This window comes from Microbacterium immunditiarum, from assembly GCF_013409785.1.
GTDB classification, from domain to species: domain Bacteria; phylum Actinomycetota; class Actinomycetes; order Actinomycetales; family Microbacteriaceae; genus Microbacterium; species Microbacterium immunditiarum.
Map to the genome: position 1 here is coordinate 438,746 of NZ_JACCBV010000001.1, position 17,945 is coordinate 456,690.

14 protein-coding genes are annotated in these 17,945 nt (G+C 71.2%); 9 read left to right on the plus strand and 5 right to left on the minus strand.

Going from position 1 to position 17,945, the window contains the following annotated elements; translation table 11 throughout:
• Positions 1–5 precede the first annotated feature (5 nt).
• From BJ991_RS02005 to BJ991_RS02025, 5 genes are read left to right on the plus strand one after another with little or no spacing between them, the layout of a single operon-like run.
• A complete protein-coding gene (locus BJ991_RS02005) occupies positions 6–1,016 on the plus strand; it encodes an ABC transporter permease (protein ID WP_179487009.1) in 1,011 nt (336 codons plus the stop codon).
• On the plus strand, positions 1,016–2,845 hold the full coding sequence (locus tag BJ991_RS02010; RefSeq protein WP_179487011.1) for a dipeptide/oligopeptide/nickel ABC transporter permease/ATP-binding protein: 1,830 nt from the start codon (positions 1,016–1,018) through the stop codon (positions 2,843–2,845). Before BJ991_RS02005 ends, BJ991_RS02010 begins: the two co-directional genes overlap by 1 nt.
• Entirely contained in the window at positions 2,842–3,651 is an 810-nt protein-coding gene (locus BJ991_RS02015; protein ID WP_179487013.1) for an ABC transporter ATP-binding protein, read from the plus strand. The genes BJ991_RS02010 and BJ991_RS02015 overlap by 4 nt, the downstream gene beginning before the upstream one ends.
• On the plus strand, positions 3,648–6,959 hold the full coding sequence (locus BJ991_RS02020; protein WP_179487015.1) for a serine hydrolase: 3,312 nt from the start codon (positions 3,648–3,650) through the stop codon (positions 6,957–6,959). Before BJ991_RS02015 ends, BJ991_RS02020 begins: the two co-directional genes overlap by 4 nt.
• Positions 6,956–7,792: a GNAT family N-acetyltransferase gene (locus tag BJ991_RS02025; protein ID WP_179487017.1), complete on the plus strand. Its 837-nt coding sequence runs from the start codon at positions 6,956–6,958 to the stop codon at positions 7,790–7,792. The genes BJ991_RS02020 and BJ991_RS02025 overlap by 4 nt, the downstream gene beginning before the upstream one ends.
• Before the next feature lie 24 nt (positions 7,793–7,816).
• Here BJ991_RS02025 and BJ991_RS02030 read toward each other — a convergent pair whose 3' ends face one another.
• The 4 genes from BJ991_RS02030 to dnaK are packed head-to-tail and all read right to left on the minus strand — an operon-like array spanning position 7,817 to position 11,834.
• Positions 7,817–8,272, minus strand: a complete 456-nt coding sequence (locus tag BJ991_RS02030; protein ID WP_179487019.1) for a heat shock protein transcriptional repressor HspR — start codon at positions 8,270–8,272, stop codon at positions 7,817–7,819.
• Between the two features lie 26 nt (positions 8,273–8,298).
• Positions 8,299–9,288, minus strand: coding sequence for a DnaJ C-terminal domain-containing protein (locus BJ991_RS02035; protein ID WP_179487021.1), 990 nt, complete (start codon positions 9,286–9,288; stop codon positions 8,299–8,301).
• 3 nt (positions 9,289–9,291) lie between these two features.
• Positions 9,292–9,960, minus strand: a complete 669-nt coding sequence (locus BJ991_RS02040) for a nucleotide exchange factor GrpE (protein WP_179487023.1) — start codon at positions 9,958–9,960, stop codon at positions 9,292–9,294.
• 2 nt (positions 9,961–9,962) lie between these two features.
• On the minus strand, positions 9,963–11,834 hold the full coding sequence (dnaK, locus tag BJ991_RS02045; protein ID WP_179487025.1) for a molecular chaperone DnaK: 1,872 nt from the start codon (positions 11,832–11,834) through the stop codon (positions 9,963–9,965).
• A gap of 334 nt (positions 11,835–12,168) precedes the next feature.
• On the opposite strand from dnaK, the gene BJ991_RS02050 reads away from it, so the two are divergent.
• The gene (locus BJ991_RS02050) at positions 12,169–13,626 is read left to right on the plus strand and encodes an MFS transporter (RefSeq protein ID WP_179492389.1); all 1,458 of its coding nucleotides are present in this window, start codon (positions 12,169–12,171) and stop codon (positions 13,624–13,626) included.
• A gap of 2 nt (positions 13,627–13,628) precedes the next feature.
• Here the strand turns inward: BJ991_RS02050 and BJ991_RS02055 are convergent, their stop codons facing one another.
• Positions 13,629–14,120 (minus strand): MarR family winged helix-turn-helix transcriptional regulator, encoded by a 492-nt coding sequence (locus BJ991_RS02055; protein WP_246301004.1) that lies wholly within the window; start codon positions 14,118–14,120, stop codon positions 13,629–13,631.
• Positions 14,121–14,332: 212 nt separating this feature from the next.
• Here BJ991_RS02055 and BJ991_RS02060 point away from each other — a divergent pair, with 212 nt between their 5' ends.
• From BJ991_RS02060 to BJ991_RS02070, 3 genes are all read left to right on the plus strand, one after another.
• Entirely contained in the window at positions 14,333–15,073 is a 741-nt protein-coding gene (locus tag BJ991_RS02060) for a MarR family winged helix-turn-helix transcriptional regulator (protein WP_246301005.1), read from the plus strand.
• 186 nt (positions 15,074–15,259) lie between these two features.
• Positions 15,260–15,817 (plus strand): hypothetical protein, encoded by a 558-nt coding sequence (locus tag BJ991_RS02065; RefSeq protein ID WP_179487027.1) that lies wholly within the window; start codon positions 15,260–15,262, stop codon positions 15,815–15,817.
• A gap of 221 nt (positions 15,818–16,038) precedes the next feature.
• Positions 16,039–17,916, plus strand: a complete 1,878-nt coding sequence (locus tag BJ991_RS02070) for a vWA domain-containing protein (RefSeq protein WP_179487029.1) — start codon at positions 16,039–16,041, stop codon at positions 17,914–17,916.
• The last annotated feature ends 29 nt before the right edge of the window (positions 17,917–17,945 follow it).

A 17,945-nucleotide genomic window follows, 5' to 3' on the forward strand; every position in this document is an offset into this window, starting at 1 on the left:
GGCGCATGAGCATCGACATCGACGCCCCTGCTGCGGTCGCTCCCACGGGCGACCGCAGCAGGGCCCGACAAGGAACCTGGGGCGCCTTCCTGGCGCGCCGGCTCGGGCGTCTCGCAATCTCGATCGTGGTGCTGGTCACCGTGTCGTTCCTGATGGTGCGGATGATCCCGGGCGACCCGATCCGCAACGCGCTCGGCATCAACGCACCGCAGTCGGTCGTGGACGCCAAGCGCGAGGCGATGGGCCTGAACCTCCCGCTGTGGCAGCAGTACGTCGACTTCTGGCTGGGCCTGCTCACGGGCGACCTGGGCGAGTCGTTCTCGCTCCAGGTGCCGGTGACGACGATCATCGCCCAGCGACTGCCGGCGACCCTCGAGCTCGCGATCCTCGCGCTCGTGGTGACCCTCGTGGTCGCGGTGCCGCTCGGCATCGTCGTCGCCGGACTCACGCGGGGCGGCCGCCGCCGCGGCTTCGACTTCGGCTACACGACGCTCAGTGGCCTGTTCGCCGTCATCCCCGAGTTCCTCATCGGCGTCGGCCTCGTGTACGTGTTCGCGGTCGCGACCCATCTGCTCCCGGTCGCGGGCAGGTCCGGCCCCGAGTCGTACATCCTCCCGGTGCTCGCGCTGTCGATCGGCGGCATCGCAGGGCTCTCCCGCATCGTCCGCACCGAGGCGCTCACGGTGCTCGAACAGGACTACGTGCGCACGGCACGGTCGAAGCGGATGCCCCGCCTCCGCCTCTACGTGCGGCACGCGCTGCCCAACCTGCTCACGAGCGCGCTCACGATCGGCGGCCTCATCCTCGGGGCGCTCATCGCGGGCACGGTGCTCGTCGAGACGATCTTCGCGTGGCCGGGCCTCGGCCTCACGATCGTGGACTCCATCCGCACGAAGGACTTCCCGCTGGCTCAGGGCGTCGTGATCGTCTACGGCCTCATCGTGCTGCTGGTCACCCTGATCGTCGACGTCGTCCTGGTCGTCCTCGATCCCCGATCCGCCATGAAGGAGGCGTGATGTCGATCGGCCCCGCCGTCGCCGCCGAGTCGCTCGAGCAGCCGCTCGCCTCCGGACAGAACCGTCGCCGCGTCCGCCCCGCGGTGCTCTCACCCATCGGTCTCGGCGCGATCGCGGGCTCCCTCGTGCTCGCGTTCTTCGTCGCCTTCGGCCCGCTCATCTGGGGCGAAGCGGCCACGGTCGCCGACCTCACCCAGCTGTCCGCGCCGCCGAGCCCGGAGCATCCGCTCGGCACCGACGCCGGTGGCCGCGACGTGCTCGCGCGCGTGCTGACCGCGGCGCAGCTGTCGGTGCTCATGGCGCTCGCCGCGACGTTCCTCGGCGTGACGCTCGGCGTGCTCGTCGGCTTCCTGCCGACGATCCTCCCGCGGCGTGGCGCGCGGTTCGTGGTGAGCGCGACAGGCATCGCCCTCGCCTTCCCCGCGCTGCTGCTCACGATCGTGGTCTCGATCGTGGTCGGCACCGGGATCCTCGGAGCGGTCCTCGCGATCGGCTTCGCGATGGTGCCGTTCTTCGCACGGCTCGCGCAGACGCTCGCGGCATCCGTCTCGGGTCGCGACTACGTGCTCGCGGCCCGCGTGCTCGGCGTCGGCCGGTTCCGCATCCTCCTGCGGCACGTGCTGCCGAACGTGCGCGACCCCCTCATCGTGAACGCGAGCATCGGCGCCGGCGGCGCCCTCGTCGCCTTCGCCGGGCTGTCGTTCCTCGGCCTCGGCGTGCAGGCACCGCAGTTCGACTGGGGGCGCCTGCTCAACGAGGGCCTCTCGAAGATCTACGTGAACCCCGCGACCGCCCTCGCTCCCGGCATCGCCGTCGTCTTCGCAGGAGTCGTCTTCACGCTCATCGGCGAGACGCTCGCGCAGGCGCTCGGCGTCGAGAACGCCACACGCGCGCGGCACCGTCGGCCGCTCGAGCGACCCGCGCCGTCGGACGAACCGGTCGATCCGGATGCCGTGCTGACCGTCCGCGGACTGCGCATCTCGGTGCCGGCCGAGGACGGCTGGACCCACCCGGTCGACGGCGTCGACTTCGACGTGATGCGCGGGGAGATCGTCGGAATCGTGGGCGAGTCCGGCTCGGGCAAGTCGCTCACGTGCATGGCGGTCGCGGCGCTCGTCGAAGAGCCGCTCGTCGCGAGCGCGCAGTCGGTGCGGTTCGACGGTCGCGAGGTGGTCCGGAACGGCGTGATCCCCTCGTCGCCCGCCGCCGAGCTCGCGCACCACCTCGGCACGCGCATGGCGTTCGTGTTCCAGGACCCGTCGACCTCGCTCAACCCGGCGCTCCACGTCGGGCCGCAGGTCGCCGAGATCGGCCGGCTGCACGAGAACCTGTCGCGCCGCGAAGCGGACGAGCGGATGCTGGACCGCCTGCGCGCCGTGCAGATCGACGATCCCGAGCGGCGCGCGCATCAGTACCCGCACGAGTACTCCGGCGGCATGCGCCAGCGCGCGATGATCGCGTCGGGGCTCATGGGCGAGCCCGCGCTCATCATCGCGGATGAGCCCACCACGGCCCTCGACGTCACCGTCCAGCGCGAAGTCCTCTCGCTGCTGAACGACATCAACCGCGAGAAGGACGTCGCGATCCTGCTCGTGTCGCACGACATCGCGGTCGTGACCTCGATCTGCACACGCGTGCTCGTCATGTACCGCGGGCGCGTGGTCGAGGACATCACGACGGATGACCTCGTCGCGGGGCGCGCCGTCCACCCCTACACGCGCGCGCTCGTGGAGTCCGTCCCGACGATGGACGCCGTCCCGGGCTCGCCGTTCGCGACGATCGCCGAACGCGAGCGCTTCCCCGTCGAGCAGCTGGAGCCCGTCTCATGAGCACCCTCGAGTTCCAGGAGGTCTGCGTCGCGTACGGCGCCGGCCGATCCGCCCGCCAGGTCATCCACGGCGTCGACCTCCGCGTCCCGTCGGGATCGATCGTCGGTCTCGTCGGCGAGTCCGGCTCGGGCAAGTCGACGCTCGCACGCGCGGCCGTGGGCCTCGCGGAGCCGACGAGCGGGAGCATCCGGCTGGACGGGGTCGAGGTTGCCCACGCCCGCGGCCGCGTCGCGCATGTGCGGCAGGACATCCAGATGATCTTCCAGGACCCGAACAGCTGCCTCGACCCGCGCATGAGCATCGGCGACTCGATCGACGAGGCGCTCATCGTGCGGGCGCGACGCGCGGGCGAGCGGCGGTCGACCGCCGATCGGCGCGCGCGCGTCGCCGAGCTGCTCGAGCTCGTGGAGCTCAGCGCGAGCCGCGCGGGCGACCGGCCGTCGCAGCTCTCAGGCGGACAGCGTCAGCGCGTCGCGATCGCGCGCGCTCTCGCGGCAGAGCCGCGCGTGATCCTCGCCGACGAGATCACCTCGGCGCTCGATGTCTCGGTGCAGGGGACGGTGCTCAACCTCCTCGCCGAGCTGCAGCGGAGGCTGTCGCTCACAGTCCTGTTCATCAGCCACAACCTCGCCGTCGTGCGGCAGCTGTGCGACGAAGTGGCCGTCATGCGCGACGGCGTGGTCGTCGAGCAGGGTTCTGCGGTGAGCGTCATCGACGACCCCCAGCACGCGTACACGCGGCAGCTCATCGCGGCGATCCCGCGTGTGGGCGTGCCCATGTTCCCCACCGAAGGAGACCACGAGTGACCCGCCCATTCGCCCTCGAGGACATCGCCCGCATCATCACGCTCGACGATGTCGCGGTGACCCCGGACGGGAGCACCGTCGTCTTCACCCGCGTCGCCGAGACTCCGGACGGCGCGGTCCGCTCGCTGTGGACGGTGAGCCCCGGCGCGACGCCCCGTCCGCTCACATCCGGTCCGGCCGACGGCTTCGCGCGGATCGCTCCCGACGGCGAGACGGTGTACTTCCTGCGCAGGGTCGACGGGGTGCCGCAGATCCACCGCATCCGGCTCGACGGCGGCGAAGCCGTCGCCGTCACGACGGCCGAAGATCTCCCGCACGGCGCGGGCCGGGTCGCGATCAGCCCCGACGGCGAGCGGCTGGCGTTCGCGGCATCCGTGCACGCGGAATCGCCCGGCCCGATCATCGTCGACCGCCTCGGCCACAAACGCGACGGGCTGGGCTGGGTCGGCGCCGCGCGGCGCCACCTCTTCGTCCTCGACGCCTCCGGCCTTCGCCGCCTCACGACGGGCGACTTCGACGTGTTGGCGCCGCGCTGGTCGCCGGACGGCACGATGCTCGCGTACACGGCGGCCGCAGGCGACGACTCCGACGTCACGAAGACGAGCGCGGCATGGGTCGTCGAGGCGGATGCCGTGTGGCCGCGTCCGCGCCGCGTGGGTGACGCGCTGAGCGTCTCAGGCTCGCTCACGTGGGCGCCCGACGGCTCGGCCGTGTTCGGCGTGGGCACCGCGCGACCGCGCGTCGGAAACCGGGGGCTCCTTCGCCTGTCGCTCGGCGGGGACACCGACCGCGACGTCACGGCGGGCCTCGACCGCAACGTCATGGCGGGGGCTCCCGCCTACCCCGGGGGCGCACCCTCGTGCACCGCGGACGGCGATCTGCTGTTCTGCGCGCGCGAGCGCGGTGCGACCCACCTCTACGTCCTCCGTGGCGACGCCGCGAGCCCCGAACCGCTCGTAGCCGGTCCGCAGCGTGTCGTCTCGGCGCTCGCCGTCGCCACGGAGGCGCCTGTCGCCGCGTTCGTCCTCACGACGGAGCGCAGCTTCGGCGAGATCGCGACCGTCGACGTGCGGACGGGCGAGGTCGCGGTGCTCACCGACTTCACCGCCTCGGCGTTCGAGGGCGTGGAGCTCGCGACCGCCGAGGAACGCGAGTTCGAGATCTCGGACGGCACGCGCGTGCAGGCGTGGCTCCTGTCGGCGCCCGGCGCGGAGGGCGCGGCGCCCCTGCTGCTCCACGTGCACGGCGGTCCCCACAACGCGTGGAGCGGCGTCGCCGACGCGGTGCACCTCTACCAGCAGGTGCTCGCGGCGCGCGGCTGGCGCGTGCTCATGGTGAATCCGCGCGGGTCGGACGGGTTCGGCGACGACTTCATGCGCGCCGTCGACGGCGCGTGGGGGAAGGCTGATGCCGCGGACTTCCTCGAGCCCCTCGACCAGCTCGTGGCAGAAGGCATCGCCGACCCGGACCGCCTCGCCGTCACGGGCTACAGCTACGGCGGGTTCATGACGTGCGAACTCACGACGCGCACCGATCGCTTCCGCGCTGCGGTGGCGGGCGGGCTCCTGTGCGATTTCGTGCCGCTCGCCGCCGACGGTGAGAACGCCACGTACTTCTCGCGACTCACGACGGGTGTCGACCCGACATCGGGGCACGAGCGCCTCGCCGCGGCATCTCCGATCACGCGCGTCGACGCCGTGAAGACCCCGACGCTGATCCTCCACGGCGACGCCGACGAGCTCTGCCCCGTCTCGCAGGCCCGCGAGTGGTTCTCCGCGCTGCGGATCAACGGCGTGCCGGCGCAGCTCGCCGTCTACCCCGGTCAGAGCCACCTCCTGCCGCTCTCCGCGCCGACGCCGACCCGCATCGATTTCACGAAGAGGATCGTCGACTGGGTCGAGCGGCACACGCGCGTCCGGCGTGCGGTCCCGGCCGATCCCCGAGTCTCGGATGCCGCGCACTGGCAGCGCCGGCTGGACGAGCTCGCGCGCCTGCACGGCGTGGTCGGCGCTCAGTTCGGGATCGTCGAGCTCGACGACGACGGCGACGTGCTCGCGACGACGCGCGCGGCATCCGGCGTGCTCGACGCGAGCACCGGACAGCCCGCGACGCTCGACTCCGTGTTCCAGATCGGCTCCATCACCAAGGTGTGGACGGCGATCCTCGTCATGCAGCTCGTCGACGAGGGGCTCCTCGACCTCGACGCACCCGTGCGCAGCGTCCTGCCCGACTTCACGACCGCCGACCCCGAGTCGTCCGAGCGCATCACCGTGCGGCACCTGCTCACCCACACGAGCGGCATGGACGGCGACCTCTTCACGAACACCGGACGCGGCGACGACTGCGTCGAGCGGTACGTGGCATCGCTGTCGACCGCGGCGCAGATCACGCCGGTCGGCGAGCGCTTCTCGTACTGCAACTCGGGCTTCGTGCTCGCCGGCCGCATCGTCGAGGCCCTGCGCGACACGACGTGGGACGAGGCGCTGCGTCGCTGGATCATCGAGCCGCTCGGCCTGACGCAGACCGTGACGCTGCTCGACGATGTGCCGCGCTTCGCTACGGCGACCGGCCACACCGGCGCCGGCGCGCTCGCGGCGCCCGTCCCCGTGTGGCCGATCACGCGGTCGATGGGCCCCGCCGGACTCATCGACGCGAGTGTGGGCGACCTGCTCACGTTCGCGGCGGCGGCGATGCGCGGCGGGGTCGCCCCCAACGGCACGCGCATCCTGTCGGAGGCCGCCCACCACGCGATGCTCGAGGAGCAGGTGAGCCTGCGCGATGCCGTGACCTCCACCGCCGCGTGGAGCCTCGGCTGGTTCCTGCAGGACTGGAACGGACGGACCGTCTACGGCCACGACGGCGGCACGATCGGCCAGCGCGCGTACCTCCGGATCCTTCCCGGCGCCCGCACCGCGATCGCGCTGCTCACGACCGGCGGCCACGCGGACGGGCTCTACCACGACCTGTTCGCCGAGGCGGCGCAGCTCGTCGACGGAACGGTGATCGCGGATCCTCTCGCGGCGGGCGATCGCGGCGGCGACGCGCCCCTCGGCGAGTACCGCACCGCCGGCACGCACGTCCTGGTGGCGCAGAAGGAGTCCGGCTTCCAGCTGGAGGTGACGCCCCTGACCGACCTTCTGCGCACGGGCGAGGCGCCGCCGGCCACGCTCATCGACCTCGTGCCGTCCGACGTGGACGGCGTGTGGGCGTTCACGACGCCCGACCTCGCGGGGTGGTCGCAGTTCCGCCCCGTGCCGGGCGGCGCGTACATGGGCTACCGCTTCCTCCCGGCAGTGGCGCCGTCATGACCGTGACCCTCGAGCAGGGGCGCCTCGTGGCGACCGCGCGCGACGACGCCGCCCGACTCGCCGAGGCCGCCGGTGCGGACATCCGTCTCCTCTCGTCGCCCGACGAGATGGTCGACGCATCCGCGCTGTTCGCGCGCGTCTGGCGGGTGGACGTCGATCGCTCGCACGTCAACCCCGGGCTCCTCGTGGCGCTCGCGCACAGCGACAACTACGTCGCGGGCGCGTTCCGCGGCGGCCGCCTCATCGGCGCGAGCGTCGGGTTCTTCCACCCGCCGGCGGAATCCGCGCTCCACTCGCACATCACGGGCGTCGACGCCGCGGTCGCGGGTCGCGGCGTCGGGCGCGCGCTCAAGTTCCACCAGCGGGCGTGGGCACTCGAGCACGGAGCGCGCCGCATGACGTGGACCTTCGACCCGCTCGTCGCACGCAACGCGTACTTCAACGTCCAGACGCTCGCAGCGCGCGGCATCCGCTATCTCTCCGACTTCTACGGCGTCATGAGCGACGGCGTGAACGCCGGTCAGGAGAGCGACCGGATGCTCATCGAGTGGACCCTCGACGACGAGCCGGCGTCGGGCGAGGTCGACACCGGTGCGCCACCGGTTCTCGTCGTGGCGGACGACCGGCCCGCGGCGCTGCCGCTGCCGGCGGATGCCGCGGCGGTGCGCGTCGACATCCCGCGCGACATCGAGGGGCTGCGGACGCGCGATCCGGATGCGGCGCGCCTGTGGCGCCTCGCGCTCCGGGGCGCGCTGAGCCCGCTCATGGCCGGCGGCTGGCGGCTGGTCGGCGTCTCACGGGAGGGGTCGTACCACCTGGAGCGACCGCTCTGACGAGGCGGCGGATGCGCCGCCGGATCACTCCTCTTCGGGGGGCAGCGCGACCCCGGGCCGCGGCCGCCACAGCACGATGTCGGTCGCGCGACGCACGCGCGTTCCGTGGCGCAGGCGCACGACCGCGCCGGTCGGGCCGGCGGCGAACACGCGCGCGCCGGGGCGGTTCTCGAGCTCGGCGCGCACGCGCTGCTCGAGCTCGCTGACCTGGCGATGGAGCACGCGCACGCGCTCCTCGAGCTCGAGGATGCGCGCGATCGCGGGGAGGCTCATGCCGTCACCCGACAGCCGCGCCACTTGGCGCAGCTGCTCGACGTGACGGAGCGAGTACCGGCGGGACCCGCCCTGCGTGCGAGCGGGCACGACGAGGCCCAGCCGGTCGTACTGCCGAAGAGTCTGCGGATGCAGCCCCGACAGTTCGGCGGCGACGGCGATCGAGAGGATCGGCGCCTCTTCGTCGATCTCGTCGTGCTCACCCATCGCTTCTCACCACCGTCCGCCGCACATCAGCCCTTGGCCTTCGCCATCAGGTCCGTCCGCGGGTTCTCCTTCGGCTCGAGGTCGTGGAAGCGCTCGAGCGCTTCGCGTGCCCGGTCGTCGAGGTGCGACGGCACGACCACCTGGACCTCTGCGAGGAGGTCGCCCGTGCCCTTCTGCGTCTGCACGCCGCGGCCCTTCACCCGCAGCACACGGCCGGACGGCGTGCCGGGCGCGACACGCAGCTTCACGGGGTCACCGCCGAGCGTGGGAACCTCGATCGTCGCGCCGAGCGCCGCCTCGGTGAACGTGACCGGGACGGTCACGCGCAGATTGAGGCCGTCGCGCGTGAAGACCGGATGCGGGCGCACCGTCACGAGCACCACGATGTCGCCGTTCTCGCCGCCGTCCGGCGACGGGCGGCCGCGGCCGCGCAGCCGGATGCGCTGACCGTCGGCGACGCCGGCCGGGATCTTCACCTTGAACGGCTTGCCGTCCTCGCCCTGGAGCGTGATCGTCTCGCCCCTCGTGGCGGTGATGAAGTCGATCGTCGTGCGCGCCGTGACGTCGGCACCGCGCGTCGGCCCGCCGTAGCCGCGGAAGCCCCCGCTCGGCTGGCCGAAGCGACCCGAGCCGAAGCCGCCGGTGGGCTGCTGGTTGAACATCGAGAAGATGTCGTCGAAGTCCCCGGTCTCGTAGCGCGCACCTCGACCCTGGCCGAACATCGAGAACACGTCCTCGAATCCGCCCGCGCCCTGGCCGCCCGCGGTGAACCGCGCGCCCGAGCCCATCGCACGGATCTGGTCGTATTCGGTGCGCTGCTCGGGGTCGGAGAGCACCGAGTAGGCCTCGCTGATCTCCTTGAACTTCGCCTCGGCCGCCGCGTCACCCTGGTTGCTGTCGGGGTGGTACTTGCGCGCGAGCTTGCGATAGGTCTTCTTCAGATCCGCGTCGGACACTTCCTTGGACACGCCGAGCGTCTTGTAGAAGTCCTTGTCGAACCAGTCCTGGCTGGCCATGGGCTATGCCTGGCCCCCCGAGCTCGCCTCAGGATCAGCCGGCACTGCCACGACGACCTTCGCGGGGCGCAACTCGACCGTGCCGAGGCGGTAGCCCACCTCGACCACCTCGAGCACCGTCGGCTCGCTCGTGCCGGGCGTCGGCGCCTGGAAGATCGCCTCGTGCTGCTGCGGGTCGAACGGCTCGCCGGCCTCGCCGTAGGCGGCGAGCCCCATGCGCGCGGCAACGCCGCGGACCTTCTCGGCGATCACGGAGAAGGCCGAGCCCTCCTCGAGGTCGCCGTGCTTCTCGGCGCGGTCGAGGTCGTCGAGGACGGGCAGCAGCCCCTTCGCGACCGAGCCCTTCGCACGCTCGATCTCGACCTCGCGCTGCTCCTCGGTGCGCCGCCGGTAGTTCGCGTACTCCGCCTGCAGGCGCTTGAGGTCGTTCAGCAGCTGCGACTCCAGGTCTGCGATCACGGCGTCCTCGGCCGCGGCATCCGCATTCTGGGGCGCACCCAGGATGTCGTCGACCGTGAGCTCGTCGTGCGCCTCGGCCTGGGCCGAGGCATCCGCTCCGTCCTGCGGGACGGGGCCGGAGGCCTGAGCCTCCGACCCCTCCTCGTCCGGACGGACCTCTTCGCCGTCGGGCCCTCCGGGCCCGGGATTCGCGTTTCGGTCCTTGTCAGCCATGGTTACTTCTTCTCGTCCTCGTCGTCGACGACCTCGGCGTCGATCACGTCCTCCTCGGGGTTCGGCACGTTGCCGCCACCGGGCTCGTTAGCCGCCGGGTCGGGGTTCTGACCGGCCGCCTGGCCGGCCTGGTAGATCGCCTCGCCGAGCTGCGACTGGGACTGCGACAGCTTGTCGTACGCGGTCTTGACCGCGTCGTCGTCGTCGCCCGCGAGAGCCGCCTTGAGCGCGTCGACGTCGCCCTGGACCGAGTTCTTGACCTCTTCGGGAAGCTTGTCCTCGTTCTCCTTGATCAGCTTCTCGATCGAGTACGTGAGCGTCTCGGCCTGGTTGCGCGTCTCGGCGGACTCGCGGCGCTTCTTGTCCTCCGCCGCGTGCTCCTCGGCCTCGCGCACCATGCGCTCGATGTCGTCCTTCGGCAGTGACGAGCCGCCGGTGATCGTCATCGACTGCTCCTTGCCCGTGCCCTTGTCCTTGGCGGACACGTGCACGATGCCGTTCGCGTCGATGTCGAACGTGACCTCGATCTGCGGGATGCCGCGCGGCGCCGGCGCGATGCCGGTCAGCTCGAACGTGCCGAGCGGCTTGTTGTCGCGCGTGAACTCGCGCTCGCCCTGGAAGACCTGGATGGCGACCGACGGCTGGTTGTCGTCGGCGGTCGTGAAGGTCTCGCTGCGCTTGGTCGGGATGGCGGTGTTGCGCTCGATGAGCTTCGTCATGATGCCGCCCTTGGTCTCGATGCCGAGGCTCAGGGGGGTCACGTCGATCAGCAGCACGTCCTTGCGCTCGCCCTTGAGGACGCCCGCCTGCAGGGCCGCGCCCACGGCGACGACCTCGTCGGGGTTGACGCCCTTGTTGGGCTCCTTGCCGCCGGTCTCCTGCTTGACGAGCTCGCTCACGGCGGGCATGCGGGTCGAGCCGCCGACGAGCACGACGTGGTCGATGTCGCCCAGCTTGATGCCGGCCTCGCGGATGACGTCCTCGAACGGCTTCTTGGTGCGGTCGAGGAGGTCCTTCGTCAGGTCCTCGAACTTGGCGCGCGTGATCGTCTCGCTCAGCGACACGGGACCTGACTCGGTCAGCGACAGGTACGGGAGGTTGATGCTCGTCGACGTCGAGCTCGAGAGCTCCTTCTTCGCCTGCTCGGCGGCCTCCTTGAGGCGCTGCAGTGCGATCTTGTCGCTCGAGACGTCGACACCCGTCGTGTCCTTGAACTGCTTCATGAGGTAGTCGACGAGGCGCTGGTCCCAGTCGTCGCCGCCAAGGCGGTTGTCGCCGGCGGTCGCGCGCACCTGGATCGTGGAGAAGTCGTCGTCCTTGCCCACCTCGAGGAGCGAGACGTCGAAGGTTCCGCCACCGAGGTCGAAGACAAGGATGAGCTCGTCCTCCTTGCCCTTGTCGAGGCCGTACGCGAGGGCGGCGGCGGTGGGCTCGTTGATGATGCGCAGAACGTTCAGGCCCGCGATCTCACCGGCCTCCTTCGTGGCCTGGCGCTCGGCGTCGTTGAAGTACGCCGGAACGGTGATGACGGCATCCGTCACCGCGTCGCCCAGGTACTGCTCGGCGTCCCGCTTGAGCTTCTGGAGGATGCGCGCCGAGATCTCCTGCGGCGTGTAGCTCTTGCCGTCGATCGGCTGGGTCTTCCAGTCGGTGCCCATGTGGCGCTTGACGGACGTGATGGTGCGGTCGACGTTCGTGACGGCCTGACGCTTCGCGGTCTCGCCGACGAGCACCTCGCCGTCCTTTGTGAAGGCGACAACGGACGGGGTCGTGCGGAAGCCCTCGGCGTTCGCGATGACCTTGGGCTCGCCGCCCTCGAGGACGCTCACGACGGAGTTCGTCGTTCCGAGGTCGATTCCAACAGCACGTGCCATGTGTTTCTTCTCTCTTTCATGGCGGACCCGTCGAAGAGGGCGGACCCGGGTTGGTTCTGCGTGAAAGTCTTGGGGGCCGGATGCTCGATCTCACGTGACGCACGATCTTGAGCCGACCAGACTCAAGCGTACTGCCTGCGGAAATCGGAGTCAAGAAAGTTGAGTCCGCGTGACTCAACTTTGAATCTTGGCACCTCGCCGATCGCGCGTGGCCGGCTGCCGCTGCCACCGCGTAGCCTGAGCGGGCGGTGCAACGACGCACCGCGGCATCCGTCTCGCCCACCCGCCGAGTCGGTGCACCCGCCGTTCACCGAAGGACCCTAGCGTGACGCACATGGAACCCGATCCGTCCGCCGCCCAGCCCGAACCGCAGCGCCCCGCCGACCTCCCGGCGACCGCCAACACGCTCGCGCTCGCCGCGTACGGCGAGGTGTTCGAGAACGCGGGCTCCGAGAAGCCGGTTCCGCGCAAGCAGGTCATCTCGTGGGCGCTGTGGGACTGGGCGGCGCAGCCCTTCAACTCGGTGCTGCTGACGTTCGTGTTCGCATCGCTCTACCTCGTGTCGGCGAGCTTCCTCCCGCCCGAGCTCGCCGCGCTCGCCGACGACGACCCCGCGAAGGAGCGTGCGCTCGCCGACCTTTCGAGCGGTTACGGCCTCGTGACCACGCTCGCGGGCATCGTGATCCTGCTGCTCGCGCCCGTCCTCGGGCAGACCGCCGACCGGTCGGGCCGCAAGAAGCGCTGGCTCATCGTGTTCACGGTGCTGCTCGCGCTCGTGCAGTTCGCGCTGTTCTTCGCGCAGGCCGACCCCGCCTACTTCTGGTACGGGGCGATCGTGCTGGCGCTCGGCGCGGTCGTGTCCGAGATCGCGGGCGTGAACTACAACGCCATGCTCGTGCAGGTGTCGACGCCGAAGACGATCGGGCGCGTGAGCGGCCTGGGCTGGGGTCTCGGGTACATCGGCGGAATCGTCGCGCTCACGCTCGTCGTGGTGCTCACCCAGCTCGACTGGTTCGGGATGGACACGTCCAACGGCATGGCGTACCGAGTCATCGCTGTCGGATGCGCCGTGTGGACGATCGTGTTCGCGCTGCCCCTCTTCTTCAACGTCCCCGAGGCGCCACCCGCGATGAAGAGCCCCAGGGTCGGCTTCTTCCGGTCGTACGTCGTGCTCGTGAAGGACATCGTGGCTCTGTTCCGGGTGCACCGGCCGACGTTCTGGTTCCTGCTCGCGAGCGCCGTGTACCGCGACGGCCTCGCGGGGGTCTTCGCGTTCGGCGGCATCCTCGCGGCGATCTCGTTCCGCTTCACGAGCAACGAGGTGCTCATCTTCGCGATCGCAGCGAACGTGGTGGCCGGTGTCTCGACGATCTTCGCGGGGCGCGCCGACGATCGGTTCGGGGCGCGCAACGTGATCGTGTTCGCCCTGACCGGCCTCGTCGCGATGGCCGTCCTCCTCTTCCTGCTGCACGACACCGGCAAGCTCGTGTTCTGGATCGGCGGCCTCGTGCTGTCCGCCTTCGTCGGTCCCGCTCAGGCGGCGAGCCGGTCGCTGCTCGCGCGCGTCACGCCCGAGGGCATGCAGGGCGAGATCTTCGGCCTGTACGCGACGACCGGTCGCGTCGCGAGCTTCCTCGCGCCGGCGATGTGGACGCTCTTCATCGCCGCGTTCGGCGCGACGATCTGGGGCGTTCTCGGCATCGCGATCGTGCTGGCGATCGGCCTCGTGCTGCTGCTGCTCGTGCGGTTCCCGTCGCACACGCAGCCCCCGCGCGACGGCACCGCGGGCTGAGGTCAGCCCGGCCAGGCGTCGGCGAGCTTCGTCAAGAGGCGCGCGAGCTCGACGCGCTCGGCCTCGGTGAAGTCCGCGAGGGCGGCGTCGACCGCGTCGCGCCGCTCGCCGCGGAACCCCCGCACGAGCGAACGCCCGGCGTCGGTGAGCGCGACCCGAGTGCGGCGCGCGTCGTCGGGGTCGGCCTCGCGGCGGACGACACCCAGCTCGACGCCCTGCTGCACGAGTCGTGACGCGCGCGGCTGGTCCACGCCGATCGCCTCGGCGATCTCGCTGACCGACAGAGGGGCGGATGCCGCGTCCAGCGCCTCGAGCAGCCGCAGCCGCGCGGGCCCGCCGACGCGTGCGCCCCATGCCCAGGGTGGTCCGCCGAACCCGTGGGGCCCGCCGTGCGGGCCGCCGCGCCCGTGGGGACCGCCGTGCATCCACGGAGGGCCGTGCCGGCCGCGGTGTCCGTGGTGCGAGTCGTGATCGTGCGCGTCGGGGCGCGGCATCCGTCTTCCCCGCAGAGTCGCCAGGGCAGCGGCGATCGCGTCAGCGGGGTCTTGGGCAGGATTCGGCACGATCCCAATTTACATGCAACTTGACATGCATTCGGAATGCATGTCAAGCTACAAGTACATGTCGATTGACATACATCCCTCCGGCCGGGTGCGCGCCGGAAGACTCCATCGCCGCTCCCGCGGCACGCGAAAGGACCGCACACATGCACTCCGACGACTTCGAAAACCATGACCACGCCGACTCGCACGACGAGGCGAACGGCACCCCCACTCAGCGACGACCGCTCGGCTACTGGCTGCGCGTCGTCGACGACCTGCTCACCCGCCGGTTCGCGGAGGCCTTCGCGAACGAAGGCGTCACGCGGCGCGACTGGATGACGCTCAACGCACTGTCCGGCGACGTCGACGCCCCCGGGCTGGCCGATCGCCTCGCCCGCAAGGGCAAGCACCTCCGTCGCCTCGAGGAGCGCGGCTGGATCGAGGAGCAGGGCGACGGCTCGTGGGCGCTCACCGACGAGGGCCGGGCCGCCAAGGAACGGCTCGGCGCGATCGTCGACGAGCTCCGCGCACGCGTCTCGGGCGCTGTCTCTCCCGAGGACTTCGCCACGACGATGGCCTCGATCGAGGCGATCGCCCGAGAGCTCGGCTGGGACGAGCAGGCCTGGGCCGAGCGCGGCCGCGGCTTCGGCCGGCGCGGCCGGCGCCGCGGGCGCTTCGGCGGGTTCGGGCCGGGCTTCGGCGGCGGCTTCGGCTCCGGGTTCCGTCACGGTTTCGGCCCGGCGTTCGGCCCCGGCCACGCACACGCATGGCACGAGCACGGATGCCGCGGCGCCCACGGCCACGCGCACGGCGCGCACGAGCACGGGCACGGCCGCACCGAGCACGCGTACGAGCGCGGCTTCGACGCGGGGTACGCGCGCGGCCGTGAGGAGCGGATCGCCTGAGCATCCGTCGCCGCATTTCCCATGCGAGGGGCACCGGGACCGACCGGTGCCCCTCGTCATGTTCGGTCTTCGATACATCCGTGTAACCGAAGCGACCCCGCTGTTCGGATACCCTCGCTTCGGGCGTCTGCGCGCCCGTGCGACCGGGGGGTCGTCGCGCACACATGCTCGACCCGGAAGGCCTCTGTGACGATCCCCCTCGCCGAGAGACGACGCGCCGCGCGGCACGGACGTGCCGTCGCGTACTGGGCGGCGATGATCGCCCTCTTCCTCTCGCTGTGGGTGGGGATCTCCGTCAGTCCACCGGCGTGGGTCTACTACCCCGCCCTCTTCCTGCATCTGGCCGCAGTCGTCGTGGGGCTCGGATCGGCCGTGATGCTCGAGGTCACGGGCCTGCTGTGGATGGCGCGGCGCTCGACGCTCGGCGACCTGCGTCGCGTCGAGCGGACGGTCAGCGGGCTCGCGTGGCTCGGCATCGGCGGGCTGTTCGCGACGGGAGCCTTCCTCCAGCCGGACCTGTCCGACCCCCTGACCGTCATCAAGATGCTGGCAGTGCTCGTCGCCGCCATGAACGGCGTCGCCATCACAAAGCTCAACGCCGAGCTCTCCCGTCTGCCCGGGACGGTGCGGTACACGGCGCTGCCGCGGAACCTGCGCTTGTGGTGTCTGTGGAGTGCGCTCGTCTCGCAGGCCGCGTGGTGGACGGCGGTCATCGTGGGGATGCTCAACACAGCCTCGAACTGATCTCCTCGCGCGCGGGAGCCGCTTGACGGTAGGCTTTGCGCAACGCCGGCCCCCGAACCGGCCCAGGTGTGCCCCCCGACCTGAGGTGACCCGCCCATGCGCGAACTCATCCGCGGCGGCCTCTGCGCCGCGCGTGCCCTGCTTCGCCGCGCCCGGGCGGCGGGGCCGCTGGAGCTTTCGTAGTGAGCGGCCGGATCCCCTCGGCGATCGAGGAGCGGCGCATGCGACGCCGCCGCCGTCGCCGCCGGTTCGTGCTGTGGACGACCGTGACCGGCATCGTTGTGCTCGTGGGAGCCATCGGAGCCGTCTCGACGATGATCGTCTCGGCGATCGCCGCCCCTTCCGACGAGGTGGCCGCCGCGACGCCCGACCCCACGCCGACGCCCACGCGCGAGCTGATCGTCTTCCCCGACGACGAGCCCGCTGCGACGGCCGGCGCGGAACCGTGCGCAGTCGTGCGGGTGCTGGCATCGTTCGAGAACGCCCACATGGTCGAGAACCTCGCCGCCGCCTACAACAGCCAGCCGCGCAACGTGGCGGGGTCGTGCGTGACGGTCGAGGCGAGCAAAGACAAGTCGGGCGGTGCGGCGGATGCCGTGGCATCCGGCTTCGCCTCGCTCGCCGACGACCAGAAGCCCACCGTGTGGCTGCCCGACTCGTCGACGTGGGTCGACATCGCCCTCGCGAAGGGCGCGACCGTGCTGCACGCCGAGGGGACGAGCGTCGCGTATTCGCACATCGTGCTCGCGATGCCTCAGCCGCTCGCCGAGGCCGTCGGATGGGACGAGGACGCCCCCACTTGGACCGAGGTCTTCCAGGCTGCGGGAGATCCCGATCTCTGGAGCGGCCTCGGGCACCCGGAGTGGGGCACCTTCAAACTCGGCAAGACGAGCCCGCTCGTGGCGACATCGGGCGAGGCGGCCATGTTCGTGTCGTTCGGCACGGCGGCCGGCTCCCTCGACGGGTTCACGGCGGCGCAGGTCGCGGATGCCGCGATCAAGGGCGCCGTCCATGAGAACGAGCTCGCGACGAGCCATTACATGGCCACGCCGGAGCACTTCCTGTGGCACGCGCGGCAGGCCGAGGCATCCGGAACCGCCGCCGACTTCCTGTCGGCCGTCATCGTCGACGAGAAGTCCGTGTGGGATTACAACCGCGGCATCACGAGCCGCGACGGCGTGACCGTCGTGCAGGACGACCCGCCGGCCGAGCAACTCACCGCGATCTACCCGAGCGACGGGTACTACACGGCGAACAACCCTGCGATCCGTCTGACCGGCCCGTGGATCGACCCGGTCGAGGCCGAGGCGGCGGCGGACTTCATCCGCTTCACGCTCACGAAGCAGGGGCAGGCGGCGGTGCGCACCTCGGGCTACCGCGACCTCAACCGCGCGCTGGACGCCGACGTCGCGCGGGTGGGTCGCCTGGATGTCGACCGCGACGGGGTGCTCGGCTTCCCGGAGGGCGACGTCGTCACCGCGGTGCAGACGGCGTTCCCCGATGTGCGCAAGCGCGCGAACGTGCTCTTCCTGCTCGACGTTTCGGGCTCGATGGACGAGCTCATCTCGGACTCCGACACGAAGCTCACGCAGGCGCGCAAGGCGATCGAGGCGGCGCTCGGCCACTTCACGACCGGCGACGACGTCGGCCTCGCGGCGTTCGCGCAGGCGCCCGACGGATCGATGGTTCCGGGTCTTCTGGCGGCGCCCAGCGACATCGGGTCGTCGCGCGATGCGTTCCTCGCGGCGCTCGGCGGCATCCGCTCGATGGGCGACACTCCGCTGTATCAGGCGGTCGACACGTTCGCCGCGCAGCAGGCCGCGTCGTGGTCGCCCGAGCGCATCAACGCCGTCGTGCTGCTGAGCGACGGAGAGAACGACGCCCCGAACGCCCCCACGATCGGGGCGGACCAGGTGCTCGCGAACCTGCGCGACCTGCACCACTCGACGCCGGTGCTCCTCTTCACGCTCGCGTACGGGGCGGACGCCGACGTCAAGACGCTGCAGTCGATCTCGGGCGCCACGGGCGCGCACTACTACGACGCGACCGACCCGTCGAAGCTGCAGTCGGTGCTCGGCGACCTGGTGACGAGCTTCTGACGGTTCTCGTGCGCGGCGGCGGATGCCGC

What these genes read in the sequence shown, in the direction of transcription:
- BJ991_RS02050 (WP_179492389.1), top strand. Translation starts at nt 12,169, where the DNA reads ATGGAACCCGATCCGTCCGCCGCCCAGCCCGAACCGCAGCGCCCCGCC.
- BJ991_RS02030 (WP_179487019.1), bottom strand. Translation starts at nt 8,272, where the DNA reads ATGGGTGAGCACGACGAGATCGACGAAGAGGCGCCGATCCTCTCGATC.
- BJ991_RS02055 (WP_246301004.1), bottom strand. Translation starts at nt 14,120, where the DNA reads ATGCCGCGCCCCGACGCGCACGATCACGACTCGCACCACGGACACCGC.
- BJ991_RS02035 (WP_179487021.1), bottom strand. Translation starts at nt 9,288, where the DNA reads ATGGCCAGCCAGGACTGGTTCGACAAGGACTTCTACAAGACGCTCGGC.
- BJ991_RS02070 (WP_179487029.1), top strand. Translation starts at nt 16,039, where the DNA reads ATGCGACGCCGCCGCCGTCGCCGCCGGTTCGTGCTGTGGACGACCGTG.
- BJ991_RS02005 (WP_179487009.1), top strand. Translation starts at nt 6, where the DNA reads ATGAGCATCGACATCGACGCCCCTGCTGCGGTCGCTCCCACGGGCGAC.
- BJ991_RS02040 (WP_179487023.1), bottom strand. Translation starts at nt 9,960, where the DNA reads ATGGCTGACAAGGACCGAAACGCGAATCCCGGGCCCGGAGGGCCCGAC.
- dnaK (WP_179487025.1), bottom strand. Translation starts at nt 11,834, where the DNA reads ATGGCACGTGCTGTTGGAATCGACCTCGGAACGACGAACTCCGTCGTG.
- BJ991_RS02015 (WP_179487013.1), top strand. Translation starts at nt 2,842, where the DNA reads ATGAGCACCCTCGAGTTCCAGGAGGTCTGCGTCGCGTACGGCGCCGGC.
- BJ991_RS02010 (WP_179487011.1), top strand. Translation starts at nt 1,016, where the DNA reads ATGTCGATCGGCCCCGCCGTCGCCGCCGAGTCGCTCGAGCAGCCGCTC.
- BJ991_RS02060 (WP_246301005.1), top strand. Translation starts at nt 14,333, where the DNA reads ATGCACTCCGACGACTTCGAAAACCATGACCACGCCGACTCGCACGAC.
- BJ991_RS02025 (WP_179487017.1), top strand. Translation starts at nt 6,956, where the DNA reads ATGACCGTGACCCTCGAGCAGGGGCGCCTCGTGGCGACCGCGCGCGAC.